This is a genomic window from Plantibacter sp. CFBP 8775 (assembly GCF_014839505.1).
In the GTDB taxonomy this organism is placed as follows: domain Bacteria; phylum Actinomycetota; class Actinomycetes; order Actinomycetales; family Microbacteriaceae; genus Plantibacter; species Plantibacter auratus.
Map to the genome: position 1 here is coordinate 619973 of NZ_JACYNV010000002.1, position 25801 is coordinate 645773.

The window sequence follows — 25801 nt, forward strand, 5'->3', positions numbered from 1 at the left end:
CGGGCCGCTGCCGCGGCGGTGGTTCTGGAATCTGGTGGCGTGTTGAGCGTCTCGCCGACCACCCATTGCTTAAAAAACGGACGCTCACGCCGATAGGACCCGGCTCGCCAGGTCACGCAACGTTTTGTCTGGTGCTCGCCGTCGGTGCCGGCGACTCACGGGCAATGACGCGGGCGAGTAAGTTCGGTCCTGATCGACTGTCCCGCACCGTGAAATGGCCGATGTGTAGACGCGTACCGGTGCGTTTAATCTCTCCGACGATCAGGTCCTCTCGTGCAGAGACGACGACAAGGCGATCGCCCTCCTGCACATTTCTGGGATCCGAGAGGGAACGATCAGCCCCCCGGTCGTCCTCGCGTGAAGACTCAGGCAGGTCGGGAACTCGTGCTGCGACCGCGGAGCTCGTCGCGGTTGTCGTGACGGCGGTACCCAGTTTTCGGCCGGCGAAGCGAGCCAGAACTTGCCATTCACCAGCCGCGATAGGAAGGTCGATGGCCCGGTGTACCGAGGTTCCTGTAGCGATGAGGTCTCGAGTGATTCCGGCGATGATCTGGTGAATCACGATGGTTGTCCTTGCGGGTAGTTGGGTTGACTCGGCACTCCGGGAAGACGACGAGGCGAGCTGGCCGCGCCGAGATATCACGCTCCCCGATGGGTCGCATCGTGGATGCTGGATGCTCGGGCCTGCTAGGACAAGTTTCGAACTGGGAGTCTGTGCTCGTTCTGACTTGACACCGTTTTGAGTACTAATCCGCATGAAAACCAGTGATCGGTGGGGTGCCATGCGTGGCTGAGGATCACCATTCAGGGGAGGGCGCGGGGCGCGACAGCGCTACCCGGCTGACGCGGAACCTCTCGATGACCTGACACGCACGATCGATCTGATCGAACTTCGCCCGCGGTGCACTTCTCACTGGGTACGTGCGATGGAGGGCGTGACATCCATCGTTGCTCAAGGAGCGTAGATGCACCTTCGCAATCATCCCCGAAGACCGGGCACAGCGCGCATGGGCGACACCAAAACGGGGCGGCTCGGAAGCCGCCCCGCCTGTGGATAACTACCCGCCTGACATGCGCGTATAACGTTCAACTATGTCAGTAGTCCTGTTTTCGTGACCCGCCGCTCGGTGTGCCATTCCCGCCACATGGCGGGTGTTCATTCCGCTGATCGTCCAAGAGGCTTCCAGCAGTGGCGTCGAGGAGCGTCACGACATCGCAGATTTCATCGGCAACTTCACTGAGGCCTGATTCCGTTCGGCCGGGGGTCGCGGATGCAGACCTTTGAGAGCGACCATGACTGCACTATCGAGGGGGAATACTTGCGCACCACCATGAAACTCGTTGCTACCGTTGGAGCCGCGCTTCTGGCCGCGGGATTGGCTGTTCCTGCTCATGCCGCAGAATCCGAACCTGACCCGTTGGCTGCCATCGCTGCGGCAGCCCCGGAGGTATTGACCGGCGTCGCGGACGCTTCGGTTGACCTTTCCGATAAGTCAGCAGTCGAAGCAAGCACCTCCGAAGCCTCCGCTACCCTTCCAACTGAGGCGGCCGACGGAGTAACACTGACCGATTCTGGAGGCACCGAGATCACTGTGGGCTTGCCGAACGCCACGAATGCGGAGAGCGCCATCGCCGAGGCAGATGGGATCGTGTCCTACGACAACAACGACGGCTCGACAACCGTCCCCGTGCTGAAAGAAGATGCCTCGGTGCAGATCACTACCGTGATTGACGGCGCCAACGCTCCGACCCGCTACGCCTACCCGCTGCAGGTACCCGCGGACGCGACAGTCACCCTGGACCCGACGAGCGGCGCTGTCGTGATCGCCGACGCAGAAGGCAAATTCCTCGCTGGAGTGGCGTCAGCTTGGGCAAAGGACGCGAACGGCACCGACATCGCTACGCACTACGAGCTCGACGGGACCACCCTCACTCAGGTGGTTGAACACGCAGAAGGTAACGCATACCCGATTGTCGCCGACCCGTGGCTCGGCATCGCCCTGGTCGACCGCACGAAATGGTCTGGCAAAACGCTGCAGGTCTATCCGTCATCCTGGGCACGAGTGAACCCATGGGCAAGCGCCGGCGTGGCCGCACGGTGGGCAGGATGGGACGAAGTCCTCAACAAGACACCGGGCAGCCGGGAGAATACCCCGTCAATGCGAGACCAGTACTACTGCCACTTCGATTTCGTTCGATTCCGCGCACCCAACAAGGTGAGCTGGAACCTCGACCTCGGCCGACCTGCGTACGACTACTGGACGCTGATCCAAAGGCAGTGCAACTGATGCGTGCCCTCGCCGGCGGGGCCGCTATCGCCTCTGCAGCCGGGGTACTCACAGCCGTTGGCACACTCATTTACCTCGGGATAACCCTCGGAGACCGCGGCCTAACAGCTGACGCCAACGGAACATCGGGCTACACCACAGCCACCGAGACCACCTTGCTCATCGGCAGCTTCATCGCGATCCCACTCCTGGTCGTTCTCGGAGCGACAAGCCTGGTGTTCTGGATCGCCCGGTACCGGGCCGACCGAACCAGCAACTCGATTACAACGCCCTAAACCAGGGCTGACGCCAACGCACAAACTCGAAGCAACTCACAGGGCCCCGGCCAGTTGGCCGAGGCCCTGTCTGCTGCAAGCGATCGCCGTCGGCAGCACCCGCCCATGCGCTTCATCGGAAGCTACATCCCCGCGTCTGGCTATTCAGTCCTCCGTCCGAGGTCTTCTCAGAAACCTACAGTTTTCCGAGACGCCCTGTCGCCTGTGTCGTATCGAAACCGACTTACGGGACGATCGGTTCGCTCGAAACTTATCGATTGCGGGACGTCGACTAGACCCGCGGTGGCGAGAGCGATGCGCGATCAGGAGACGTCGCGGAAGCGGTACATGCCATCCTCAAGTCCTTCGTCTGCCCACCCGATTGCCTCAAAGAATGCGCGCGCGCCCAGATTCGACGGATCAACAAACGCCACCCAACCCCGAGCCGGTGGGTGCCGAGGCCACGCGGTGGCTGCTGCGAGGACGGTCCGCCCCAGTCCTCGTCGGCGGGCGTGAGGTGTTACAGCAATATCCGTGATGACATGAGCGTCCCCGCTCGGATGCCCGTGCTCGACTAGCCCGCGGTTTGGCGTGTGTGCTCCGTCTGGCAAGACCACCGTTCAGCGCGTGTCTTTCCGTCAGACAGTTGCCGGGCGCCGTGGAGCGCGTTTGAGGATCGACGAGTCGGGTTGGAAGCCATCAGTAATCCAGTTACGCAGCGACTCGGTCGCCCATTCCTGCTCCAATGGGGATACGCAGTACTTCTCGACATCCGGGTGCTCGGCGATGTTTGGACACAGCACGAATCCGGCCAGACGAAGTAACAGAACCATGGCTGGATCCTTCACGAGGTCAATGGCCGCACGGAACGATCGTGCGAGAGCTTTCGTGAGGATCAGTTTGACCGCCTTCGTGAGCAGGAGGTCGTCCGCGAGCGATGCGGCCACGGACTCGGCGATGTCCTCTGCGACGTCATCGGCGAGTTCGTCCAGTTCCCCGATTAGCTTAAGGACCTCGACGCACAACGAGCACAGGAGGTGCAGATAATTGACGGCATCGGTGACCGCCTTGGCTTCTGCATAATCAAGTTCTGCCTTCGCGATCTCGGCGACGAGCGGTTCGACGATCGCTTTCAGCACATCACGGGCGTCCCGTTGCCGGTCCAGCTCGGTGGCGAAGATGAATTCATTGATCACATAGGTGACGGCGAAGTCGGTGCAGGCCTCGCCGATCAGTTCTTTCGCGGCAAGGGCCTCTCGAGCGGCCTTCTTTGCCCCACGGACCTGCGTCTGTGAATACCGCCGACGCTTTTCCGGCGCCCACACTAGCGCACGTGCCCGCTCGGTATGCGGACCACCGTGAAAGTAGCCGTCACAGATGCACTCGCACTGTTCAGCCGTCGTGCGAACCGCATCCGCGCACGTCACACTGTGCCCAGAATCGCGCCCCATGATTCCCCCTACGCGTTCGGGCCGCCCCCCGGCCCGTCCTCGCACTCTACCGGCGACGTTGGCGCGTGCCGAGCGGGACAACCCGACGTTCGGCATCGATGTACCGCCGCATCGCCCCACGCAGCGCTTCAGCATTGTCGACGCTGAACCGGATCGCCTCGCCCCTCCCCCTATGTCACACCCGCTCGAGCTCCATCAGGTGGCGGTTTAGCTCGTCCGGTCGCCCTCGTTCTCAGCAGCTTCCCTCGGTGAGCACACCAGCAGTTGACCAGGTGATTTTCGGGAGAATCTGGCGTGCACCGGCGGCGAACATTCCGACGTCGCAGGTCTGCGGCACGAAGTCGGAAGTGACTTTCACGGTGAAATTCACATAGGCAGCCGCTCGCGGCGAGTATGAACCGATGTTGATACCACCGTCGAGGATTGAATCGTCGTCGAGGAGCAGGCCCTCCGGGTTCGCCGTGTTCGCAACGTAGGTTGTCGCGGCGACGAGTTCCACACCGCGAGGCATCCACCCCTCGATACTGACGTCTTCGACGATTTCGTCAGTGAAGTTGCCATACCGCACCAACACGTCGAATGTCTTCGAGTCGTCCAGCGGAAGCCTCTCCGACCAACACGAGGCCCCGTGCGCGGAGACGCGGATTTCGACTATTTGACGGCCAGCCTCCGCCGCGCTCCACTCTTCCTCGCCCCACTCTGTCGAACAGGATGAGGTGGCACTTGGGGCCGGAGTCGGGGTCAGAGTCAACGTCGCTTCGAACTCTCTCCGCCGATCGTTCGCGAGCTCCGCGAAGAATGAGCTCGCAACGCTGACAATGATGGGCAAGAGGATCAATGTGGCGATGGCAGCCAGCGTTGCCTTCACCACTTTTGCGCGCCGGCTGCTGTTGGGGCCACTCATGCGCTCATCGTAGGGCTCCGTCAAGATGCGGGGGTAGGTGTCACCCCCTCAATCTCGCACGAATACACTTGCACAGACACAGCTGTCACGCTGTTCCCCTAGACCATCGTCGCTGCCACCGCGGCGAACGGGTAGAGGCTGGTGGCGAGTGAACGGGTCGACTCTAGGGAGAGCCCTGCGGTCCAGGCAAGGTCAGTGCACTACCGTCGATGTATGGCTACCGTCTCCGATATTCTCCGCATTAACACGCTCGCCCTCCGCTTCGCTGCCGCCGAGATACGGATGACTCCGAGCCAGGTAGTCACACTGGCCGAAGGCTCGATTATCGAGAGCATGCTCGAAGTTGCGAAAGACAAGCACGTCGATGACCCCGGGCTGAACCGCTTCGACGCTGACACCAAGCGGCAGCTGGATGAACAGCTCGCGTCTTGGGCAAACGTCTTTGATGCCGATAAGTACGGCTTGGGCTGGAACGATCGACAGAGCGGTTGGGTTGCCTTGGCCTGGGGTATTAGTGAGCTCGTTCAAGACGATGCCGGGAGCCAGCAGCTTCGCTGGAAATAAGCATGGTGCGATCACGCCCTATCTCCGCCCGCTGAAAACGCCAGCTGGACACACGAAAGAGGTGCAGCTGCTCGAACGTGCCGGTGGTGCGCTCACCAATTGTCGATCGGGATCTGGGCCGACGGAACGAGATCCGTGAGTGCCCGGCACCGAAAACGGCTCCTGGCCAACAGGCGGGGGCGTAACAGACCAGGAGCCAGCGACAGACATGGGTCTCTCGCGAGTTCAGCGTACTGACTGCAGCCGGAGTCTCCACTACCGGAATCCGCGCCCAAGCTACGCGATTTTCCGGAGCTCAAAGGTGCTCGCGGATCCGCCTATCGATCTCGAGGCCCTCTGCCTCGAGTAGGAGCTGCCCGACCGCTGCGTCCGCGAAGACCGACTGCTCGAACTCGATTGCGTCCAGCCTCAACACTGACAGCAATCGCTTCAACTCAAGCGGCCCAACCGACGATCGCCCTAGGAACACGCGCCGCAACCGCCACGGACGGATCCGAGTCAACATCGCCACATGCGCGACGGACCACCCTAACCGCGACGCTGATGTCGACAACGCAGCACCAAGAGCTCGGTCGTAGGTCCGCGTATCCACCAAGAAGAGATCCACCCGCCCACGATACCGCCGGCCACCGGCAAAGCTCTCAGCACGCCGCAGCGATGCTACCCAGCAGGTGGCCGGTCAGCGGGCCGCGGCCCTAAGGCCCGGACCGCCCCTCGGCGATCCGCCATTCGACTCAGAGTGCCCTCAGCATCACGCACAACAGCAGAGTGTCACGGCCGCACGCCCCACCGACGCCAACGTCGCTCGCGCACGAGCTGTGCGTTCACCCGATCCGCAAGCAGCCCCCGCGCGATCGCCTCAGCGTCTCGGAAAGGCTCCGCCTCCAGTGCGTTCACGCCCTGATCTCCCTCCTCGTGCGCGATAAACGCAAAGAGATCCAACTGTTGCTCGAACGCTTCCAGGGTCGCCAGCCATCCCGCGAAGGCCTTCGCAACATCAACCGACGCGTAGGCGCTCACGATCGCCCGCGCACGAACCCGCAACGTCCTCTCCGGCTTCGCCGTCTTGCGGTGCGGCATCTCGGTGACATAGTCGTTGTCCGACGTCTCCACCAGGTCATACGTGCGGTCCACCACCCAAAGACCATGAAGCTCAATGAGCTCCATGAGCTCCAGATACATCTCCGCCCGCTTCGCCCGATCATCCCGCAACCGCTGCTGCCGCCCCGACATAGCCGGAACAACCACAGCCAGAAGCGACACCAGCAGCGCCGCAGCAGCCAGCACCAGGGCGAACGGGTCCGCCGGGGCAGCAGTACCCTCCGCCACGACCGAAAGCACTCAGCACCAACCCTTCGCGCGCACCAAGAGCCGCACTACCTGCGCCCTCGCCGAGATCTCAACGCGACATTGCGACGGCCGGCGCCCACGTATGGGGCCAACACCTCACGCAGCTCAGCCGCATTGTGATCACTGAGGTCGATCTCGTAGTCGCGACCATCGAGACCGAAGCGGACCGTCTCACCACTCCCCCGCGCCAACTCAACACCATCGAGGTCATCAATGAGCGTCGTGATCATCCGTTGTGCCATGCCGCCATCATGCCAGCCCACAGCTGACCCCCGACGACCGGCCGATCCTTCCACATCCGGGCTGCTTGGGGTCGTCAGTAGCGCTGTCGATGGTCCGAGGGAACTCGAACCCGCGGACCTATAGAACGTGCTCGTGGATCCCCCCCCCCCCCCCATCAACCGTGTGCGGGTTCGGGCTCACGGGGCATTGCCCCTGCCAGCCGTTCATCTTCCCGGGCTACCGTCGCACGACCAGTGGTGAGTGACACTGCGGGAAAGGTACACATGACGCTGCACATCGACGGCCCATGGTCAGGGCGGTCCGGACACACCATCGCCCAACTCTCCGACGGCTCACTGTGGCGCCAAGAAGGGCTCTACTACGAGCACCACGACGCCGATCAGCCAGAAGTCAGGATCACTGACGGCCGCATGACCGTCGCGGGGATGCGCCGGTCAGTGCCCGTCCGACGCCTCTAGCACCACCCCCGACTCACCAGCACCACTCCCCCACCACCCCCGCCGGCGGGTGAGATTCCGGCTGACATCCCCCGCCACAGCATCACACCCGGTGAGGACCGCCGTCCCTCAGCTGACCACCACTGAGCGGAAGCCGACCCATGACCACAGCCACGCCTCTCACAGGCACTCAGCATCTCGAGATCTTCACCTCCAAACGAACCGGCGACGGCATCCACGTGCCCTGCTGGTGCTCCATCGCCCATGACCACACCTATGCTGACTGGCAGGCGGCCGGCAGCCCCGACACCAGCGGACGCCACCTGGTTTCCGAACCCGCCACAGCCCATGCAGCAGCCTGAACCGTCAGCCGGCGTCACTTACGTTGACAGCCCAATGACACCGGCCGGGCACTGGGCACTGGGCGCAGCTCGGAGCGTTCATCGGGATCCTCGCCGGCGGAATCCTGACGACCCTCATCGCCACCAGCGGCGCCCTCGCCGCCGCGGTCGCGACGACCGCGATCGCCGGCACCATCCTCATGAGCCTCATCCGCTGAACCACCGCCCCGCGCACCCAGCTCGAGTTCGAGGCGACAGAGGGTGAGATACGAGGGGAATTGTCCTTCCCGTCCACCAGAAGCTGTCAGACTTCCACCATCCGCGGCGCCCCCGCCTCCCCGACGAAGGCGCCGCGGTACCACCATCCAACGCCGATCAGACACCACTCCCCCGGCCACAGATCACAGCCGATCGGCCGCGGACGCCCACGCACGACGACGTGTCCATCACGAAACTCGAACTCGACCCAGACCGCCCGATCCGTCCACCCGAGACCAATCCCCACTCGTGATGGCGGCACTTATCGCCGCCAACAACGCGTCATTTATCAAAGCGATTCACAACGGCGGTCTTGCGGAGCTGGACCCGGGTGGTCAAAAACGATCGTTTTCCGCCGACGATATGGTCCACTCAACGCTGCACACGCAACGGCAGGAGAGGCGACATGGCTAGCGCGGAGCCATGGACGCATGGCCAGTTGCACAAAGCAGCTTCTGCGAGCAGGCGCTCGTATGAAGTCTCCCTTTTGCGAAGTTCGAGCGGCCAGCGCTGATCCTTCGGCAAGACGACTCCCCAGACCGTCGATCCTCATATACTTCAATCTATGGTGCGTAAGAATCGGAACTCTCCCACGCAGCGCGCATGGACGGACGCAGACTCAGCGCTCTGGCACACGTGCAAGTTCGTATCCCAAGTCGAAGCTCGACAATTGCCCGATCTTCAGGTCGACACGCTCTTCGCACTGAGATCAGCCGAGGTCGCCTTCGCGCGGGGGCCGTACTCACTTGATGCCTTGCGCACAGCGGGCAACGGAAGCTACTCACACAACTCGACATTCATCATGGGCAGTGGCGGTTTGGGTCTCGCTCTTGGAGCCGGCACCTTGATCGGCAGCGCAATCGGCAATTCAAACCGTCGCGCGCAGGCAACTGCGGACGCTCAGCTCGCATGGCGTCACGACAGCACCGGCCAGCTCGTCGTCACCAACCAGGGCTTCTACCTGGACACTGGCTCGAATCTTTTCGCCTGGGACTGGGGCAGCGTCGATTCAATGGAAATCATCGCTTTCAACTATGTTCAACTAAGCGGCAACTCGACCAATGGTCCGGTGACTTGGAGGATCGCATCCCCATGGGCAGAACTCGTCTTCGTACTCTGGGCAATGGGCCGACATGCCCGTCATCCACAACTCGTGCAACGAATGTGGATCCCTGCCAATTGGTCTGATTGGGCTCGCGCCCAGGGATATCCGAATCCGCTCTTGCCATCGCGGGTCCCTGTTGGAAAGCACAGCTCATAGAGAAAATGACAACACGATGAAGCTGGCCATCGTGGCCGAAGCCCGCGACGCGGCCGCACGGCAGCAGAAGCCGCCGCACTGGTCGGCTGGAGCAGAGCAACGCTCTACAGACACCAGGCCAGCATCACGGCACGAACACCCTGACGGTTCCGGGGCGGGTTGCACGCGGCAGCCGAAAACGCTCGCTGCAACCGCCAAACGGCAGATCCTTTCGGCAAGACGATGTTGACCGTTCCATTCGAGTCGGCGCCCTACGACTGAGCCTTGGGTTGGCCCGCGCTGATATCCGCGACAATGCGTTCAGTGATCTGAGCGAGGGTTTCGTGAGGGCCGATTCGGCCTTCCTGGACAAACTCGAGTGGCTGCCAGCCGTCGTACCACTCGCGCATCTTTTCGGCGGTGAAGGCGTGGCGCAGGTCCCGCACTGCATGGCGCCTGACCGTCTCATCAAAGCCGACATCGAACTGGTAGATGCGTGTCTGAGATCGTGTTCGCTCCGTCGGAGGGTGGACAGAAGATGTTCTCGAGTTCAGCCGACCGGCGGATGACTCGCCCGCCACCCGGTTTCTACGCTGGATGCATGAGCACACACATCAAGCACACGCCCAGCACCACGCGCCGCTTCCGCATCGACCCCGTCACCATGAGCGCTATGACCGGCGCCGGACTCGGTCTCGGCCTCGCAGCAGCATTCGCCGCCGCAATGCTGCTCCAAGCGCCCTTCGGCCTAGCACTCGCAATCGCACTGCCGGCCGCCATGCTCCTCGCGACCAGCACCGCAATCGCCATCAGCCGCCGACACCAGCACCCCACTACCCCACCCGCGTGAGCATCTTCAGACGCTGGAGCCGCACCTCCTCGCATTCACATCACCCAGAGGGCAGGACGGCCGCCGCCAAGACCGGCAAGGGTCACCGAGCCCTCAGCCGACGTTTGACCACCACACGAGCAATCAGGTGGCAGACGAACGCTGACGGCAACAACACGAGTGCACCCATCGCCCGATCCCGCGCCGTGATCGGCAGGCCTCTTCGGGCGAGTTCTCGTTCCGCCACGATCGCGCCCGGCAACATCACCGGCAGCGCAGACACCACACCCGCGGTGTACCCCTGAGTGAGCAAGCTCGCCAACACATGGCTCCCGGTGTGCGCACCCAACCCCGCAACGACCGCACGATACAACGGCGAGCTGCCGGCAGTGCGCACGCCACGGATACATGCGAATCCGACCAAGCAGCCCATCAAACCAACAGCCAGCCAGGACTGGCGAGCATCCATCCGGAACGCACGAATCCCCGTCCGATCAGCGAGCAGATCGCAGGTGGCCGGGAACGCCGCACCTTCCTCAATGTCGTGCAACACCCATGCAACAAACAACCAGACCGGGCCGCGGAACCGCCCGCCCTTCCTCAACCCTCGAGACGACACCACACGCTCAGTGCCTGCGCCGGTGCCTGTCCTGGTCACGACACCTCTGAACCGCGTCGACGTGCGATGCCGGACCCCAAGCGCAACGCACAGGCGAGCACGGTCGTGAGCCCGGCAGCGACCAGTACTCCGAGCTGCCATGGCCCTGCAAGGGAGAAGCCGGTTCTCAGCAATATGAGCGCGGCGATGACACCGACCGTGCTGTTCAGGAGCACCGTGCCGGCGACAAGCGCGACGATGACCGGGACGTCATGCCGCGACAACTCGAAATCTCGACGAACCGCGCGGTGAGCGTGGGGGTTGAGCTCCGCCGCGGGTTCGGGCCGCGTGGTCATGTGGCGGGTGCGTAGTCGTCGGCTCGCGGAACCGTGTCGTCGCTCCCCGCTAACGACCGGAGTGCGTATTCGACGACGTCGTTGAGCGTCAGTCCTGAGGCTTGTAGGTCCTGCAGCTGCCGCAGCGCACCCGGTTCACTGATCGATACGGTTATTGGGCGGGGACCCTGAGCTGCTTCTTGTAGTGCAAGTCTGCGGCTTGCTCGCCTGGACAGAGAGCTAGCGATCCAATCGCGGCTCGCTTGCACGTCGATGTGCCATCTGCCGTCCTGGAAGGTGCCGACGAGGTCCCCTGTCGTCACGTGATATCGCACGACCGCTTGGCTGAGGTAGAGCCGCTTCGCGACGTCCGCGGGATGTGTTGGATCCGGGAAATCGTCGAGGAAATCCTGAACGACTGCCTCCTGGAGCGCACGGCGGCGTTCCAGGAGGTCGGTGGGCGTTGGGCCGGCCGGTTCGATGCTCACACGCGTCCCTCATCTTTGGCACACAGGTAGGTGACAATGTCGACGGTTCGATAGAACGGGCCTGAGTACTCGTCTGCAGGCCGGACGATCAAGGATGTTGCTCGAAGCTCCTGCTCACTCATTTCCATCAGCGCCCTCGCTGACGCGACGGTCAACCGTCCATCAACCTGCCTCCGCGCGTGGACTGAATCGACTTTCACGCCGATGATCTTGGCGACCTCGTGTGGCACGAAGCCAGCTGCGAGGACCGCACCGATGATGTAGCGGGTGTCGCGGAACGCGCCGCGCCGGTGGGTGCCCGACGCCGTGCGTTCCGCGCGACACGCGTTCTCGATCAAACGCACGAGCGCGGGCGTCAACGATCGGCGCTCCAACATGGTGCTGATCGGCGTGCCGGTCCTATTCATGGTCGCTCCTGTATCCGGTATTACTCGTCGTCGTGACCCGGGCGGCCATAGCTGGCCGGGCGGCCTGCGGCTACCCATTCGGTGAACGTGTGCGAGCGGGCGAGCGTGTACGGTCACGGCAGCCTCGTCTGCATTTCGGGTCCCGCTCTCAACTCGTGGCTACCGGCACGTATGGCCTCATCTGTGAGATGGACCGGCACCGGCATCGTGATGCGGGTGTCGGAGTACTTCACCCAACGGCGCCGTCAGAGCACTGAACTCACTAGCAGAACCGGCGACGGTCACACCGAGGCTCGCTGCGCCCTCATCCGATGCGCGGCCGACACGGGAAGGAGCCGAGACACGGACAGCGCACCACCGATGGCGAGCAGCGTGAGTGCGCAAAGACCGGTGGAGCTTCCACCGAATCCGGTCTCGGCGAGTTCTGGAGGAGCGGCAGGGACAGCCGAGGTCGCGGCAGGCGGCATCGAGGCTTCGATTGCCGGCGTGTCGATGGGTTCGACGGGCGTTTCGGGTTCCGTGACCGCCACAGAGCACAGCGTTGGATCGAGGTCGTATGACTCGATGCCGTCGCCGCTGATGAACTGGATGCTCTCAACGACGATCTCGCGAGTCGATCCATCCCCGAACAGCCAGCTCCCTTCGACGCATCGCAGCGCGACCGTGATGGAGCCAGTCGGTGCGACAGGTCCGCCAATCTCCTGGTTGAACTGGACCAGCACCTCCGCAAGATCCAATGCTTCACCCGTGACCGTGAGCGTCGCATGCCCCGCAGCGTCCGTGCCATAGAAAAAAGTCACCGGTACCGCGTTCGCCGAAGACGCTCCACCCAGAACCAGGATCCCGCCGAGCACAGCGCCGAGCACTCCAGTGAGTCTGCGGTTGGTTCCCATGTGATGTTCCCTCTGCGGTGATCGATAATGACACGAATGACGAGGAGCAGAATCCGCCAGAAACCGGAGCGCTCGACTCAGGATGCGACGCACGGGACTCTCCCAACGACCCGCGACCGTGACCTTCACCCGACATTTCACCCGTGAGGCGGCTCCACACCTCTGATACCCGTGTATCCGCGTCGACGCACGGTGATGCGCTGTACGTCAAGCGGGTGAGATTCCGGCTGACATCCGTCGCCACAGCATCACACCCGGCGAGGACCGCCGTCCCCTCAGCTGACCACCACTGAGCGGAAGCCGACCCGTGACCACAGACACGCCTCTCGGAGGCACTCAACATCTCGAGATCTTCACCTCAAAACGAACCGGCGACGGCATCCACGTCCCCGCTGATGCACCATCGCCCATGACCACACCTACGCTGACTGGCAAGCCGCCGGCTGCCCCGACACCAGCGGACACCTCTTGAGCTCCCCCGCCACAACCCATGCAGCAGCCTGAACCGACCACCGGCGTCGCTTACGTCGACAGCCCGCTAACACCGGCCGGGCTCTGGGCGCAGCTCGGAACGTTCATCGGGATCCTCGCCGGCGGCATCCTCGCGACCTTCATCGCCATCAGCGGCACCATCGCCGCGATGGTCGCGACGGCCACGATCGCCGGCACCATCCTCATGAGCCTCATCCGCTGAACCACCACCCCGCGCTCTCATCTCGAGCTCGAGGCAACAAAGGGTGAGATACGACGGAAAGCGTCCTCCCCGACCACCAGAAGCCGTCCGACTTCCACTCGGAGTGTCGTCAACACGCACCGAGCAGCGTCGCGAGCCCGGCGATCGTGGTGTCGACGACGAACCGGAAGTAGCGTTCGCGCAGCTGTTTGGCACCGGGCCCGCCCTCGGCAAAGGGCGTGAGCAGGGATGCCGCGAGTACCTCGACGCCGGGCCGGCCCAGCGCCATGCGGGCGAACTCGTCCATCATCGTCGCGTGATCGCGAGGACCGTCGTCCTCGTGGACCAGCCGGTCGTCGCCGATCGAGATGGTGAGCATCGCGTTGTTCAGGAGAGCGGCATACGCAAAGCCGGCGTCGTCTCCGAATCCTGCGCGCCGCAGAAGGGCTGTACCGGTGTCGATCACATCGAGGGTCGTGCGGAAGGTCGGTCCGTGCAGCAGCAGCCATTTCGCCACACCGGGGTAGGCCGCCACCGGACCATAGGCGGAGAGGAGGAAGGTGCGGAACCACTCATCCCACGGACTCTCGGGCGGCGGAACGCTCAACCCCTCGACGACGCGCTCGACGACGTGACGCGCGAGCAGGTCGCGGCCCCCGACGTGGTGGTATATCACCGAAGGTGAGACGCCGAGGCGTCGGGCGAGATCGCGGATCGACCAGCCCCACAGGTGCGAATCGCGCGTCAGCTCGGCGGCGGCGTCGACGACCGCGTCCGCCGTCATACCGACGTGGAATGCGGTTGCCTGGTCGTCCGTCATCGCGCCCTTCGAGCTCGACGTCCAGTCTTGTCGATAGACGCCGATATTGACAGCAAGTAAGGATGCCCTTACTAATTGGATGAATGCATTTGAACACCGTTCTATTACAGTGAGAACCGTTCTCAAAAACTTGGAGTGCGAAACATGACCGACCAGTCGACCACAGACTTTTTCGCGCCCGTGCGTGGCAGCATCTTTGGCATCGTCGCGCTCGGCGTCGTCGGCGCGGCGAGCGGCGTCGTTCCGTTCATCGCAATTGTTGAACTCGCGCGGATCCTCCTGCCTGCGCCAGGCGGCGAGCCGATCGACGAGGCTCGCGCCTGGACAGTCGTCGTCGTCGCCGTCGTCGCGCTCGTCGTGGCGGTTGGCTGCGCGTTCCTTTCCGGCCTCGAGAGCCACCTCGCAGATGCCGAGCTGCAGGTCGCGCTACGTAGGAGGATCATCCGCCACCTGCAGCAGCTGCCGCTGGGCTGGTTCGGGCAGCGCAGCTCGGGCAGCATCCGCAAGCTGGTCGAGAGCGACGTGACAGCGCTGCATCAGCTGGTGGCGCACTCCATCCAGGACGTGCTGACCGCGGTGACTGTTCCGGTCATCAGCCTGGTGTATCTGTTCGCGACGCAGTGGCAGATGGCCCTTGCCGCTCTCGTACCGCTACTCGGTGTCGCCCTTTGCTACCCGCTCATGATGCGCGGCGCAGGCGAGAAGTATCAGCAGTACGACGAGGCAACACAGTCACTGTCCGGCGCTACCGTCGAGTTCATCCACGGTATCGCGGTAGTCAAACGGTTCGGGCAGCTCGGGCGAAGCCATCGCCGGTACCGGGATGCGACAAAACGCTACGTACACTTCGTCGGCGAGTGGACGCGCGAGACGGCGATGGTATTCACCGTCGTCGAGCTCATCTGCTCCCCCGTGACGGCACTGCTGATCTTACTCGGCGCCGGCGCGTGGCTCGTGAGCGCCGGAGTGGCTACGCCAATCGACGTCCTCCCGGGTGTGGTGCTGGGGCTCGGGCTCACAGCCCCGGTTATGAAGCTGGGGGCATCGGGACAGTTCCTGCGCAACGCATCCAAGGCTCGGCAGGCGCTGGCAGCCTTTTTCGCTCTGCCGCCCCTCTCGCAGCCCACCTCGCCACGGACCACCGTGGGGACAGATGTCGTCTTCGACGACGTGTCGTTCGGTTACGACGCATCGCACCGAGTGCTCCACGACGTCGCCGCCGCGTGCGCGCCGAGCACGATGACCGCCCTGGTTGGCGCCTCCGGCTCGGGCAAATCGACGTTCGCGAAGCTGATCCCGCGGTACTACGACGTCGACACCGGCCATGTCGCCATCGGCGGCGTCGACGTGCGGGACCTCCGATCGCGCGAACTCTATCGCGACGTCGGATTTGTCTTCCAGGACGTGCAGGTGCTCCGCGCGAGTTTGCGGGAGAACATCCGGCTCAGCCGCCCCGGCGCGACGGATGCCGAGATCGAGCAGGCGGCGCGCGCGGCGCAGATCCACGACCGCATCCTCCGCTTCGAGCGCGGCTACGACGCGGTCGTCGGTGACGACGCGAACCTCTCGGGCGGCGAGGCGCAGCGCGTCACGATCGCGCGCGCCCTGCTTGCTGACGCCCCTGTGCTCGTGCTCGACGAGGCCACCGCGTTCGCGGATCCCGATTCCGAGGCCGCAATTCAGAAGGCGCTCAGCACGCTGACCGCCGATCGCACTGTGCTCGTGATTGCGCACCGGCTCCACACGATCACCGGCGCCGATCAGATCCTCGTGCTCGACGGCGGGCGCATCGTCGAGCGCGGCACCCACGCCGAACTGGTGGCAGCGAACGGCCGGTTCGCCCGTATGTGGGCGGAGTACCAGTCCAATCACGCCCGCACTCTGCCGGAAGGAGCAGCGCGATGATCCGTCGCATGCTGCACTATTCATCGGAGAGAGCGCGCAGACTCGTCTTGATCGAGCTTGCTTTTGTCGTGGCATCCGCGGTCCTCCAGGGAGTTGCATTCCTGCTACTCGTTCCCCTGCTGAGGTCACTGTTCACGGGGGAAACGTATGCCGTCGGCGGATGGCTCCTCGCCGAGGTCATCGTGGCGGTGCTGTATTTCGCTACGGCGTGGGTCGCAAGTCAGGTCGGCATGGAGGCCAGCACTGCCGTCCTAGAGTCTCTGCTCAAGCGACTAGGAGATCGTCTCGTCGACCTGCCGATCGCCTGGTTTGCTGCAGACCGGACCGGTCTCACGACGAGCATCGCAACGCAAGGCGCGATGTTCGTCTCCACCGCCCCGCACGCCGTGCTGCGGCCGATCCTGACCGGGTTCGTCACACCCGCGACGGTCCTCGTCGGGATGTACTTCTTGGATTGGCGGCTCGCCCTGGCGATGACCGTGATGGTCCCCGTCCTCGCCGTCGGGTACCGCATGATCCACACCGCGATCGGCCGTGGCGACAAAGTGCACGCCGAGGCTGCGTCGGAAGCGTCGAGCCGTATCATCGAGTTCGCCCGCGTCCAGCCGACGCTTCGCACCGCGGGAGACGGAGCGGTCGCCGACCGGCTCGTTTCGGAGGCGCTCGAGAACCAACACCACGCCTATCGTCGACTACTCTTCGGCGGCGGGGCCGGCATCGCCACCTTCGCAGGGCTTGTACAGCTCTCGATGACGTTCATCCTGGTCCTTGGGACACTCCTCGCCATCGGAGGATCGGTCGAGCCGGCGACCCTCATCGCACTGCTCGTCCTTGGCATCCGCTTCAACGAGCCGATCATGAACGCCGGCGATCTTGGCGGGGGCGTGGCCGTGGCCCGCACCACGCTCGACCACCTCGACGCGCTGTACGCCGTCGAGGCACTGCCCGAGCCGACCGCACCGGCCGTTCCCACCGACTGGAGCATCGAGTTCCGCAACGTCACCTTCGGTTACGGCGGACCGGCGGTGCTCCGCGGACTGAGTTTCACCGCCCCGGCCGGGCGCCTGACGGCCATCGTCGGTCCCTCCGGATCAGGCAAGACGACGATTACGAAGCTCATCGCCCGCTTCTACGACCCCGAGGTCGGATCGGTGTCGATCGGAGGCGTCCCCATTCCAGAGCTCGGCACTGCGGTGATCGAAAACGCCGTAGCCCCGGTGTTCCAGGACGTGTATCTGTTCGACGACACGATCCTGAACAACGTCTGGGTCGGCAACCCCGGCCTGTCCCGCGACGAGGTCATAGACGCGGCGAGGCGTGCACGCGTGGACGAGATCGCCGGACGCCTTCCTGGCGGCTGGGACGCGCGCGTCGGCGAGGGGGGCTCGAACCTCTCCGGCGGCGAACGACAGCGCGTGTCCATCGCACGAGCGCTCCTCAAGGACGCACCGATCGTGCTGTTGGACGAAGCGACGTCCGCCCTCGACATCGGTAACGAGATCGCGATCGGCGATGCGATCGACCACGCACGCACGGGGCGCACGATGATCGTCGTCGCGCACCGCCTACAGACGATCATGACCGCAGACCGCATCATCATGCTCGACAGTGACGGGGGTGTTCGCGAGACCGGCACGCACGCCGATCTGCTCGCCGCGGGCGGCGCCTACGCCGACTACTGGCGGGAGCGAGTGGATGCCGCCGGCTGGCGGCTCGCCGACGCAGATTTCCCCGCGCATCCCGTGCACCCGACCCGAGAGGAACCTCAATGACTCAATCCACCGAAGCGAACGCCGCGGGCGCCGCACCTGTATCTGCACCCGCGAAGAGGTCACGGCACTTCAGTGCCCGCGACATCGTCAACGTTGCGATCTTCGCCGTCATCTACTTCGTCGTCGTGTTCGCCATGGCAATGCTCGGCGTCATCAGTCCCATGGTGATGATCGCCACGCTTTCCCTCACGCCGATCGTTGCCGGTATCCCGTACATGCTCTTCCTCACGCGTGTGCGTCACGCGGGGATGGTTTCTCTGATGGGTGCGGCACTGGCCGCCCTCGATCTGGTCATCGGTCACCCATGGCAGTCTGCGCTCCTCATTGTGGCGGTCTCACTCGCGGGCGAATTGATCATGGCTGCGGCGAACTACGGCAGCACGTGGGCCGCCATCTGGACCTACACGGTGTTCTCTGCATGGTTCATTGGACCGTGGGTGCCGTTCCTGATCGATCCTGCGGGATACCTCGCGAACTACGGCCTCGAAGCCTACGGCGAGGACTACGCCCGGGTCTTCCGCGAGCTCGTGACGGTGCCGACGATCCTGCTCATGTTCCTCGCGACCGTCATGTGTGGGTTCCTCGGCGGTCTGCTGGGCACCCGTCTGCTCGCAAAGCACTTCCGCAGGGCCGGCCTGGCATGACCCGCGTCGACACCGACAGCGCTCGTCGCACGGAAAAGCACGCCGTCGACGTCGACATCACGGACCCGCAGCCGCCCCGGGGGCTCGACCCGCGCACGGCCATCCTCCTCCTCGTTGCGACGAGTATCGCGGTCATGCAGGTCGATGGTGCGAGGTGGATGCCGGCGGCGTTCGCCGTGGGCCTCACTCTCACGGTCTGGGAGCGCGCGTGGCGCCGCGCCCTTACCCTGCTCGTCACCGTCGGCGTGCTCGCCGCTCTCGAGTCTTGGCTGCCGATCGTGTGGCCGAACGCGGTCACGACGACCGCTGGCGTCGGGGCCTCCTACCTGCTCCGCTTCGTTCTCGTCGCAGCCATCGGCGCTCACTTGATCGCCACTACCACTCCGACACGTCTGAGCGCCTCCCTGCGCGCGTGGCGGGTGCCCCGCCCGATCGCCGTGACACTCGGCGTCATGGTGCGCTTCTTCCCGGTGGTCGCCAACGAGGCGCACGCCGTCCTCGAGGCCATGCGACTGCGTGGCCTCGTCAACGCGCGCGGTGTCGCGCGGCACCCACTGCGAGCCGCCGAACAGTTCGTCGTGCCGATGATCGCCGCGAGCCTGCGCGCGAGCGATGACCTTTCAGCGGCCGCGATCCTGCGCGGCCTCGGCTCGCATCGCACGCCGGTACCGCTCGTGCCACCTCGCTTCGGGCTCGGCGACCTTCTCGTCGTGCTGTTCGCCGCAGCCCTCGCGACAACCACCCTGCTGTTGAGGGCCGTCACATGATCCCCGTCATTCGTGTTGAGGACGTCACGTGGACCTACCCGCACGCCCATGCACCGTCCCTGCGCGGGCTCGAGCTGTCGGTCCAGACGGGTGAAGTCGTCATTCTCTGCGGCGCATCTGGCTCCGGCAAGTCGACGGCGCTGCGGTTACTCAACGGGCTGGTGCCGCAGATCCACGACGACGGCGTCCTCACCGGCACCGTCACGGTCGCAGGGCTCGTTACGACCGCAGCTGAGCTCGACGCGCTGGGAGTCGTGACCGGCACCGTGCTGCAGCATCCGCGCCGGCAGTTCTTCACCGAGTCCGCCCGGGACGAGGTGTCCTTCGCGATGGAGAACCTTGGTTTCGAACGGGCACACGCGAGCGAGCGTGTGGACGCAGCGCTCGCCGTGCTGGCGCCGTTCGTGCCGCTCGGGCAGTCTCTGCAGCGGATGTCTGGCGGCGAGCAGCAGCAGGTGGCGATCGCCTCCGCCGCCACACACCAGCCTCGCGTGCTGCTGCTCGACGAGCCCTCATCCAACCTGTCGGCCGACGCCGTCGACCGGCTCGCCGCGACGCTCGGCGCGCTCAAAGCGGCCGGTATGACCATCGTCGTCGCCGAGCACCGCCTGCGCTATCTACAGGACGTGCTCGACCGTGTCGTCGTGATGCGCGACGGCGCGATCGACGTCGTCTGGACAGCGTCCGAGTTCCGCGGCATTGCCGACGAGACCTTAGCGGCGGAGGGGCTCCGCGGGGTCGTGCGAGCAGCGGCGCTTCCCGCTATCGCCGCGACCGGTGCGAGCGTCGCCGCACCCGCCGCGCCGGTGCCCGACGCAACGCTCGTGCTGGAAGACATCCGGTGCGCGTTCGACGGACGCACCGTCCTCAGCATCGACCGTGTCGCGTTCTCGGCCGGGCAGGTGACGGCTCTGCGCGGCTCAAACGGCGCAGGCAAATCCACCTTGGCCAGAATCGTGATCGGGCTGCAGCGCAGCACCGGCACCGTCCGATGGGAAGGCATGGCGCTCTCACGACGGGCGCGACAGGGGGCGAGCGCAATTGTGATGCAGGACGTGCAGCGTCAGCTGTTCACCGACAGCGTGGCGGCGGAGATCGCCCTTGCAGACACGGACGCGGCCCTGTCCGACCGTGCCGATATTCTCACCGACATGGATCTCGACCATCTCGCAGAGCGCCATCCGCTGTCGCTATCGGGTGGGCAGCAGCAACGCCTCGTCGTCGCGGCCGTACGTGTCGCCGGACGCCGCGTCGTCGTCTTCGACGAGCCGTCATCGGGAGTCGACCGCAGGCACCTGCAGTCAATCGCCACGCAGATCCGCCGCGTCGCGGCCGACGGCGCGGTCGTCCTGCTCATCAGCCACGATGAGGATCTGCTCACCTTCGCCGCGGACGCCGAACTTGTGCTCGTGCCGCCGCGTCCCGCCGCCGACCCGCGACCCGCGGCCACGTCGAACCCGTCAAGGAGGTGACATGACCTCCTCCGTTTCGGCGGGAACCACTCGGAAGCCTCAGATCCGCCTCGTCCTTGGGGCGGTGTTCGTGATCTACCTGGGACAGATGACGCTGAACCCGATCATCGCGCCACTGGCCCGCGAGGTCGGTCTCGCGGAATGGCAAGTCGGCGTCACGATCAGCACCGCCGCGCTCACCCTCGTCCTCACGAGCCAGTACTGGGGGCGTCGCTCGCAGTCGGCGGGCCGCAAACCGGTGCTCGTAATGGCCTTCGCGATAGCGACTGTCGCTACGGTGCTGTTCGCGGTCGTCGCCTGGCTCGGGATAACGGGCGCGCTGGCTGGAACCGTCCTCTTCCTGCTCTTCCTTGCACTTCGCGGCGTCGGCTTCGGTGCCGCGATCGCCGCCGTCCCGCCCACCGCGCAGGCGTACATCGCCGACGTCACGAGCGACGAGGCGGCCCGCGTCAAAGGCATGGTGGGTGTCGGCGCCGTGCAGGGGATGGCGATGATCGGCGGCGCGGCCGTCGGCGGCACGCCAGTGGGGCTCGACCTCTTGGCGCCGCTCATCGCTGTGCCGATCCTGCTTGGGGCCGGCCTTGTGCTCCTCGCACTCCGGCTGCGCCCGGAGCAGCGGCACGTACTCATCTCCGCTCCTGCCCGTGTCAGCCCGCGCGACACTCGGATCTGGCCGTTCCTCGTCGCCGGATTCGGGATGTTCACCGCCCTCGGCTTCATTCACGTGGTGATCGGATTCCTTGTGGAGGACCGGCTGGGGCTCGGCTCTGCGATGACGGGCGTGGTCACCGGCTGCGCCCTGCTCGCGGTGGGGTTCGGTCTCATCGTCGCGCAGGCGGCCATCGTGCCGCGCATCGGCTGGTCACCGGCGGCGCTCCTGCGCGTCGGGAGCATCGTCGCCCTCCTCGGCTTCGTCGTGCTGGTTCCTGACCTGGGCACCGTTCCGCTCGTCGTCGCGATCTTGCTGGTCGGCCTCGGCCTCGGGATTGCCAGCCCGGGCTACACCGCCGGGCCGTCGCTGCTCCTGCGACGGGAGGAACAGGGCGGACTGGCTGGGCTCATCGGGGGCGACCAACGGCCTCACGTTCGTCGTCGCACCCACGGCCGCTACCGTGCTCTACGGCGTGTGGCCCCCGCTCCCGGTGATCGTCGGTGCCGCGATATTGGCGATCGTCGCTGCGTTCGTAATGATCCATCCACGATTTCGCCGCGCGAGAAGTTCACCCATTTAACGCCAGCGCAAGCGAAGAGGTGCCAGCGGAAATGCGCCCCCCTCTCCTGTCGCCCTTCGTCTAGTAGCCCGAAACGGACTGGGACGACGCCCTGGCAGTCGACCTGACCGCCGCGGTACGCATGACGAAGGCCGCAACTCCGTCGCTCCAACAGACTCGAGGAACCGTCGTCAACGCCTCCTCGATCGGGGCACATCGCGTGGATGGACCGCAGCTCGCCTATAGCGTCGCGAAGACCGCCGTCACTTCTTTCGGCAGACCACGCCGACTAAGCGGCCCGGCGCTTCGCAGATTCGAACCCTATGGAAGATCAGTGGGCATTGAAACGCGCGTATTTCACTCGTCGATACTGAAAGATCAGGTCAGCAACGCGGTTACACCAAGTTCCGACAATGACGCCAAAATTACGTACCGCTGGAGGTAGCCACCCGCCGCCGTGATACAGAAAGAAGCGCTTGGATCGAATCGACACCGTACGTTTGCAAGGACTCAATCGACTCGCCTTCCTTGCTCCGGAGTTCGCCACCGTGCGCCGACGCGGGCTCAACAAACGAACACGTCGTTCGCGGTCTGCTCGATGACCCTGATGATGCGGACGCCTCCGGCCTGGAAGGCGTTCTCGTCCTGGCCGAAACCCCGCCCGTCGCGGGCAGCACTAAAGCTGGCGAACAGGGCCTTCGCGGATACAATCGCCGCATTCTTCTGGCTTTCGCCTGCGTAGGTGACGAAGATGTTGTCAGCGTCGGCCCATGCAGCGGGCTGAACCGTCCGTCGGCGTCACCTACCTCGACAGCCCCACGACTCCGGCCGGGCCCTGGGCGCATCACGGGATCCTCGCCACCCTCATCGCCATCAGCGGCATGCTCGCCGCCGCGGTCGCGCCTATGGCAATCGCCGGCACCCTCCTGTGGAGTCTCCGCTTACCCATCCCACCGCGCCGTCAGCACGAACTCGAGACGACAAGGGGTGAGATTCGACGTGAAAGGTACTCCGCCGGCAACCAGGAGCTGTCAGACTCTGGTCATCCGCGGCGCCCACGCCTCCCCGACGGAGGCGCCGCGGTACCACCATCGAATTGTGTGCCCGGTTTCCGTCACCACTGAGGCCGGTTTTGTCGAACCGGTCATCGACCCCGACGTGGATCATCGCACCCGGTCCGGATGCCGATGCCTCAAGGTCTTCATCGGAAGGAACAACCGATACCGGCCCATGCGTGGCGAGTGAGGACGTTATGCTCGGCAAGGCAAAACGTGAAACCTCACCGTCTCGCTCCCGTTCGGTGAGTGAGCAAGCGCTGGAACCACCGCTCATTCCACGACGACCAGCCCGTGCCGTTCGAAGTCCTGCATACTCGTCGGGCGAGACATCAAAACCGGGCACCCCTTCGGCTACCCGGTCCGGAAGCACTCAGCTCATCGACGAAAGATGCAACGAACGGAGAGGTCCCCTTGACCGGTGCACAAGCCACCCAGATTCGCGTTCTCATCGTCGACGATGAGGAGGGCATTCGCGAACTACTCGCCGAGGTACTGACGGGGCAGGGGTGGACAGTCGAAACTGCCAGCACGGGCATGTCAGCCGTCCGTACAGCACTGACGTTCCAGCCAGATATCGCCGTGCTTGACATCGTGCTGCCCGACTTCAGCGGCCTGGACGTACTCGACCGCATACGCACGCAGTTACCCGATATCCGTGTGCTGTTCCTCACCGCGAACGACGCAGTCGAAGACCGCATTCTGGGCATTGATGCCGGTGGCGACGATTACGTCACCAAACCCTTCAGCATCGACGAAGTGGTGTCTCGACTCCGCGGTCTGCTCAGGCGCTCAAGCACCAGCGTTGGAGACAGCCAGAGCTCCGCTCTTCGTCTCGGTGATCTCGAGTTGGTCCCAGAGAGACACTGCGTGCGCCGCGCGGGGGAGGACATTCGCCTGACCGCGCGAGAATTCGCGCTGCTGCACTATCTGCTCGAGAACGCTGGTCGCGTCTTGTCAAAGGAGCAGATCTTGAACCAGGTCTGGGACTACGACTATGGCAGGGGATCAAATCTCGTCGAGCTCTACATCTCCTATCTGCGTCGCAAGATTGACGAGGGCAGACCGCCGATGATCCACACCATTCGACGCGTCGGCTACGTGATCCGAGCCGCCGAGCCGTCCGATGGCCGATAGATCGCTCGAACGCGCCCCGTTACGAGTCGCGATTGTGCGGATAATCGCAGTACTGGTTCTCGGCGCGACCACCGTCGTGACGCTGGGTTCGTTGATCGCGGTCTCTTCGACGCTCAATCGCCAGCTCGATGAGAGCATCGTTCTCGCTCTCAACACCAGTTTGGATTCGATCCACTCGCAGGTCGACGATCCCGAGGCGCTCCCGATGTACCGGTACGACGACTCTTTTCCGATCACCTCCGGTAGCTTCCGAGCCATTCTGGTCGACGACGTGGTGACGACCTCGAATATCTTCACCGGCAAGTACGTGCTGCGAACTCTCAATGCGCGGGAGAATCGGACGCTCGCCGCGAGCACTGAACCCGATGGGGGCCTTTTCACGATCAGCATTGACGGAAACCAGTACAGGTCTCTCGCGACGTACTACGACTACGACTCAAACGGTCGTGGGGCGGGTGGTGTGGTCGTCGTCGGAGTGGAGGAGACCCCGATCGTCTCCACGCTCATCACTCTCCTTGTCACCACGTGTGTGATGTCGTTGGTTGCTGCGACGGTCGCGGCAGTGTTGGGCTATCGCTCCGTTCGACGGGCGATGGTCCCGCTCGAACAGATCGTGGAGATCTCAGACGAGGTCGCGACGATGCCGCTTTCGTCCGGCGCGATCATCATCGGGCGTCGGTTGAATCCGGTAGAGCTGGGTGAGCGGACTGAGGCAGGGATGGTTGGTCTCGCGTTGAACCGCCTTCTGGACAATGTTGAGATGTCGCTCGACGCACGTTTCCAAACGGAAGAAGCGATGCGCCGCTTCGTAGCAGAAGCGAGTCATGAACTTCGTAATCCGCTGGCCTCGATTCGGGGCTACGCCGAGCACAACGCGCGGGCCTCGGACGTGCCAGACGAAGTCCGGCGCGGGCTGTCACGCATCACCTCGGAATCGATCCGCCTGTCGAGCCTGGTCGCAGACCTATTGACCCTCGCCAAACTTGACGCTGGGCGAGACCTTGCCCGATCCCCCACTGACCTTTCGCTCCTGCTCGTAGAAACTGTGGAGGACGCGCGAATTGCGTCTCCTGAACGTGTCTGGACGTTCAAGCTCCCGCCCACCCCGGTGATCGTTGAGAGCGATGAGGCTGCCATCCGCCAGGTCCTCATCAATCTCTGCGCAAACGCTCGCGAACACACCCCCGCGAAGACAGCAGTCACCGTTTCGCTGATTCCGGGCACCGAGTTCGTCGCCATCGAGGTCGCAGATCAGGGGCCGGGTATCGCCCCTGAGATCGTGCCGAGAATCTTCGACCGGTTCAGTCAGGGGCGGGTCGACTCATCGCGGCGTACCGGATCCGTCGGTCTCGGCTTAGCCATTGTCGACGCGACCGTCCAAGCACTCGGAGGCACCGTGAGTGTGCTGAGCTCCGTCGATGGCACAACCTTCCGGGTGCAGATCCCGCGCCAGCGCGCTTAAGTT

The 25801-nt window shown here is 64.3% G+C and carries 29 protein-coding genes and 1 pseudogene; 18 read left to right on the forward strand and 12 right to left on the reverse strand.

Going from position 1 to position 25801, the window contains the following annotated elements:
• Window positions 1–112 precede the first annotated feature (112 nt).
• A complete protein-coding gene (locus IFR14_RS15390) occupies window positions 113–562 on the reverse strand; it encodes a hypothetical protein (RefSeq protein ID WP_137243557.1) in 450 nt (149 codons plus the stop codon).
• 757 nt (window positions 563–1319) lie between these two features.
• Between IFR14_RS15390 and IFR14_RS15395 the strand changes: the two genes are divergently transcribed.
• Together IFR14_RS15395 and IFR14_RS15400 are read left to right on the forward strand one after the other, a co-directional pair.
• On the forward strand, window positions 1320–2288 hold the full coding sequence (locus IFR14_RS15395; protein WP_161578624.1) for a DUF2599 domain-containing protein: 969 nt from the start codon (window positions 1320–1322) through the stop codon (window positions 2286–2288).
• The gene (locus IFR14_RS15400) at window positions 2288–2563 is read left to right on the forward strand and encodes a hypothetical protein (protein ID WP_137243559.1); all 276 of its coding nucleotides are present in this window, start codon (window positions 2288–2290) and stop codon (window positions 2561–2563) included. The genes IFR14_RS15395 and IFR14_RS15400 overlap by 1 nt, the downstream gene beginning before the upstream one ends.
• Before the next feature lie 302 nt (window positions 2564–2865).
• Here IFR14_RS15400 and IFR14_RS21565 read toward each other — a convergent pair whose 3' ends face one another.
• The 3 genes from IFR14_RS21565 to IFR14_RS15415 form a co-directional block, all read right to left on the reverse strand.
• Window positions 2866–3159, reverse strand: coding sequence for a GNAT family N-acetyltransferase (locus IFR14_RS21565; protein WP_137243560.1), 294 nt, complete (start codon window positions 3157–3159; stop codon window positions 2866–2868).
• Window positions 3160–3180: 21 nt separating this feature from the next.
• Window positions 3181–3993 carry a hypothetical protein gene (locus tag IFR14_RS15410; RefSeq protein ID WP_137243561.1) on the reverse strand — a complete coding sequence of 271 codons (813 nt, stop codon included), beginning with the start codon at window positions 3991–3993 and terminating at the stop codon, window positions 3181–3183.
• A 232-nt stretch (window positions 3994–4225) separates the two neighbouring features.
• Complete coding sequence (locus IFR14_RS15415; protein WP_137243562.1) at window positions 4226–4897, reverse strand: hypothetical protein; 672 nt, start codon at window positions 4895–4897, stop codon at window positions 4226–4228.
• 213 nt (window positions 4898–5110) lie between these two features.
• On the opposite strand from IFR14_RS15415, the gene IFR14_RS15420 reads away from it, so the two are divergent.
• A complete protein-coding gene (locus tag IFR14_RS15420) occupies window positions 5111–5461 on the forward strand; it encodes a hypothetical protein (protein ID WP_137243563.1) in 351 nt (116 codons plus the stop codon).
• A gap of 771 nt (window positions 5462–6232) precedes the next feature.
• Here the strand turns inward: IFR14_RS15420 and IFR14_RS15425 are convergent.
• Both IFR14_RS15425 and IFR14_RS21450 read right to left on the reverse strand, forming a co-directional pair.
• The gene (locus IFR14_RS15425) at window positions 6233–6802 is read right to left on the reverse strand and encodes a hypothetical protein (RefSeq protein WP_137243564.1); all 570 of its coding nucleotides are present in this window, start codon (window positions 6800–6802) and stop codon (window positions 6233–6235) included.
• A gap of 35 nt (window positions 6803–6837) precedes the next feature.
• Window positions 6838–7209, reverse strand: a complete 372-nt coding sequence (locus IFR14_RS21450; RefSeq protein WP_342365716.1) for a histone-like nucleoid-structuring protein Lsr2 — start codon at window positions 7207–7209, stop codon at window positions 6838–6840.
• Between the two features lie 108 nt (window positions 7210–7317).
• Between IFR14_RS21450 and IFR14_RS15435 the strand changes: the two genes are divergently transcribed.
• From IFR14_RS15435 to IFR14_RS15450, 5 genes and pseudogenes are all read left to right on the forward strand, one after another.
• Window positions 7318–7512 (forward strand): hypothetical protein, encoded by a 195-nt coding sequence (locus IFR14_RS15435; RefSeq protein ID WP_137243566.1) that lies wholly within the window; start codon window positions 7318–7320, stop codon window positions 7510–7512.
• A gap of 140 nt (window positions 7513–7652) precedes the next feature.
• Window positions 7653–7853, forward strand: a complete 201-nt coding sequence (locus IFR14_RS15440) for a hypothetical protein (protein ID WP_137243567.1) — start codon at window positions 7653–7655, stop codon at window positions 7851–7853.
• Window positions 7854–8655: 802 nt separating this feature from the next.
• Window positions 8656–9351 carry a hypothetical protein gene (locus IFR14_RS15445; protein ID WP_191941590.1) on the forward strand — a complete coding sequence of 232 codons (696 nt, stop codon included), beginning with the start codon at window positions 8656–8658 and terminating at the stop codon, window positions 9349–9351.
• Between the two features lie 19 nt (window positions 9352–9370).
• Window positions 9371–9495, forward strand: a pseudogene (locus tag IFR14_RS21570) (recombinase family protein); the annotation flags it as partial.
• Between the two features lie 436 nt (window positions 9496–9931).
• Window positions 9932–10180: a hypothetical protein gene (locus IFR14_RS15450; RefSeq protein WP_137243569.1), complete on the forward strand. Its 249-nt coding sequence runs from the start codon at window positions 9932–9934 to the stop codon at window positions 10178–10180.
• 82 nt (window positions 10181–10262) lie between these two features.
• Here IFR14_RS15450 and IFR14_RS15455 read toward each other — a convergent pair whose 3' ends face one another.
• From IFR14_RS15455 to IFR14_RS15475, 5 genes are all read right to left on the reverse strand, one after another.
• Window positions 10263–10919: an HXXEE domain-containing protein gene (locus IFR14_RS15455; RefSeq protein WP_137243570.1), complete on the reverse strand. Its 657-nt coding sequence runs from the start codon at window positions 10917–10919 to the stop codon at window positions 10263–10265.
• A complete protein-coding gene (locus tag IFR14_RS15460; RefSeq protein ID WP_161578627.1) occupies window positions 10814–11113 on the reverse strand; it encodes a hypothetical protein in 300 nt (99 codons plus the stop codon). Before IFR14_RS15460 ends, IFR14_RS15455 begins: the two co-directional genes overlap by 106 nt.
• Complete coding sequence (locus IFR14_RS15465) at window positions 11110–11580, reverse strand: hypothetical protein (RefSeq protein WP_137243571.1); 471 nt, start codon at window positions 11578–11580, stop codon at window positions 11110–11112. The genes IFR14_RS15460 and IFR14_RS15465 overlap by 4 nt, the downstream gene beginning before the upstream one ends.
• Window positions 11577–11987 carry a hypothetical protein gene (locus tag IFR14_RS15470; protein WP_137243572.1) on the reverse strand — a complete coding sequence of 137 codons (411 nt, stop codon included), beginning with the start codon at window positions 11985–11987 and terminating at the stop codon, window positions 11577–11579. Before IFR14_RS15470 ends, IFR14_RS15465 begins: the two co-directional genes overlap by 4 nt.
• A gap of 281 nt (window positions 11988–12268) precedes the next feature.
• A complete protein-coding gene (locus IFR14_RS15475; protein ID WP_137243573.1) occupies window positions 12269–12880 on the reverse strand; it encodes a hypothetical protein in 612 nt (203 codons plus the stop codon).
• Window positions 12881–13370: 490 nt separating this feature from the next.
• Here IFR14_RS15475 and IFR14_RS15480 point away from each other — a divergent pair, with 490 nt between their 5' ends.
• Complete coding sequence (locus IFR14_RS15480) at window positions 13371–13574, forward strand: hypothetical protein (protein ID WP_137243574.1); 204 nt, start codon at window positions 13371–13373, stop codon at window positions 13572–13574.
• Window positions 13575–13683: 109 nt separating this feature from the next.
• Here the strand turns inward: IFR14_RS15480 and IFR14_RS15485 are convergent, their stop codons facing one another.
• Window positions 13684–14373 carry a TetR/AcrR family transcriptional regulator gene (locus IFR14_RS15485; protein WP_137243814.1) on the reverse strand — a complete coding sequence of 230 codons (690 nt, stop codon included), beginning with the start codon at window positions 14371–14373 and terminating at the stop codon, window positions 13684–13686.
• 144 nt (window positions 14374–14517) lie between these two features.
• On the opposite strand from IFR14_RS15485, the gene IFR14_RS15490 reads away from it, so the two are divergent.
• The 9 genes from IFR14_RS15490 (at window position 14518) to IFR14_RS15530 (ending at window position 25798) form a co-directional block, all read left to right on the forward strand.
• Entirely contained in the window at window positions 14518–16278 is a 1761-nt protein-coding gene (locus IFR14_RS15490) for an ABC transporter ATP-binding protein (RefSeq protein WP_137243575.1), read from the forward strand.
• An 8-nt stretch (window positions 16279–16286) separates the two neighbouring features.
• Window positions 16287–18050: an ABC transporter ATP-binding protein gene (locus tag IFR14_RS15495; protein WP_249407079.1), complete on the forward strand. Its 1764-nt coding sequence runs from the start codon at window positions 16287–16289 to the stop codon at window positions 18048–18050.
• Window positions 18047–18694, forward strand: coding sequence for an MptD family putative ECF transporter S component (locus IFR14_RS15500; protein ID WP_137243577.1), 648 nt, complete (start codon window positions 18047–18049; stop codon window positions 18692–18694). Before IFR14_RS15495 ends, IFR14_RS15500 begins: the two co-directional genes overlap by 4 nt.
• Window positions 18691–19461, forward strand: a complete 771-nt coding sequence (locus IFR14_RS15505) for an energy-coupling factor transporter transmembrane component T (protein WP_137243578.1) — start codon at window positions 18691–18693, stop codon at window positions 19459–19461. Before IFR14_RS15500 ends, IFR14_RS15505 begins: the two co-directional genes overlap by 4 nt.
• On the forward strand, window positions 19458–20933 hold the full coding sequence (locus IFR14_RS15510) for an ATP-binding cassette domain-containing protein (protein WP_137243579.1): 1476 nt from the start codon (window positions 19458–19460) through the stop codon (window positions 20931–20933). The genes IFR14_RS15505 and IFR14_RS15510 overlap by 4 nt, the downstream gene beginning before the upstream one ends.
• A gap of 1 nt (window position 20934) precedes the next feature.
• Window positions 20935–22272, forward strand: a complete 1338-nt coding sequence (locus tag IFR14_RS15515; RefSeq protein WP_197977579.1) for an MFS transporter — start codon at window positions 20935–20937, stop codon at window positions 22270–22272.
• 14 nt (window positions 22273–22286) lie between these two features.
• Window positions 22287–22589 (forward strand): hypothetical protein, encoded by a 303-nt coding sequence (locus tag IFR14_RS21575; protein WP_428844508.1) that lies wholly within the window; start codon window positions 22287–22289, stop codon window positions 22587–22589.
• Window positions 22590–23613: 1024 nt separating this feature from the next.
• Complete coding sequence (locus IFR14_RS15525) at window positions 23614–24336, forward strand: response regulator transcription factor (RefSeq protein ID WP_191941592.1); 723 nt, start codon at window positions 23614–23616, stop codon at window positions 24334–24336.
• Entirely contained in the window at window positions 24326–25798 is a 1473-nt protein-coding gene (locus tag IFR14_RS15530; protein ID WP_137243580.1) for a sensor histidine kinase, read from the forward strand. Before IFR14_RS15525 ends, IFR14_RS15530 begins: the two co-directional genes overlap by 11 nt.
• The last annotated feature ends 3 nt before the right edge of the window (window positions 25799–25801 follow it).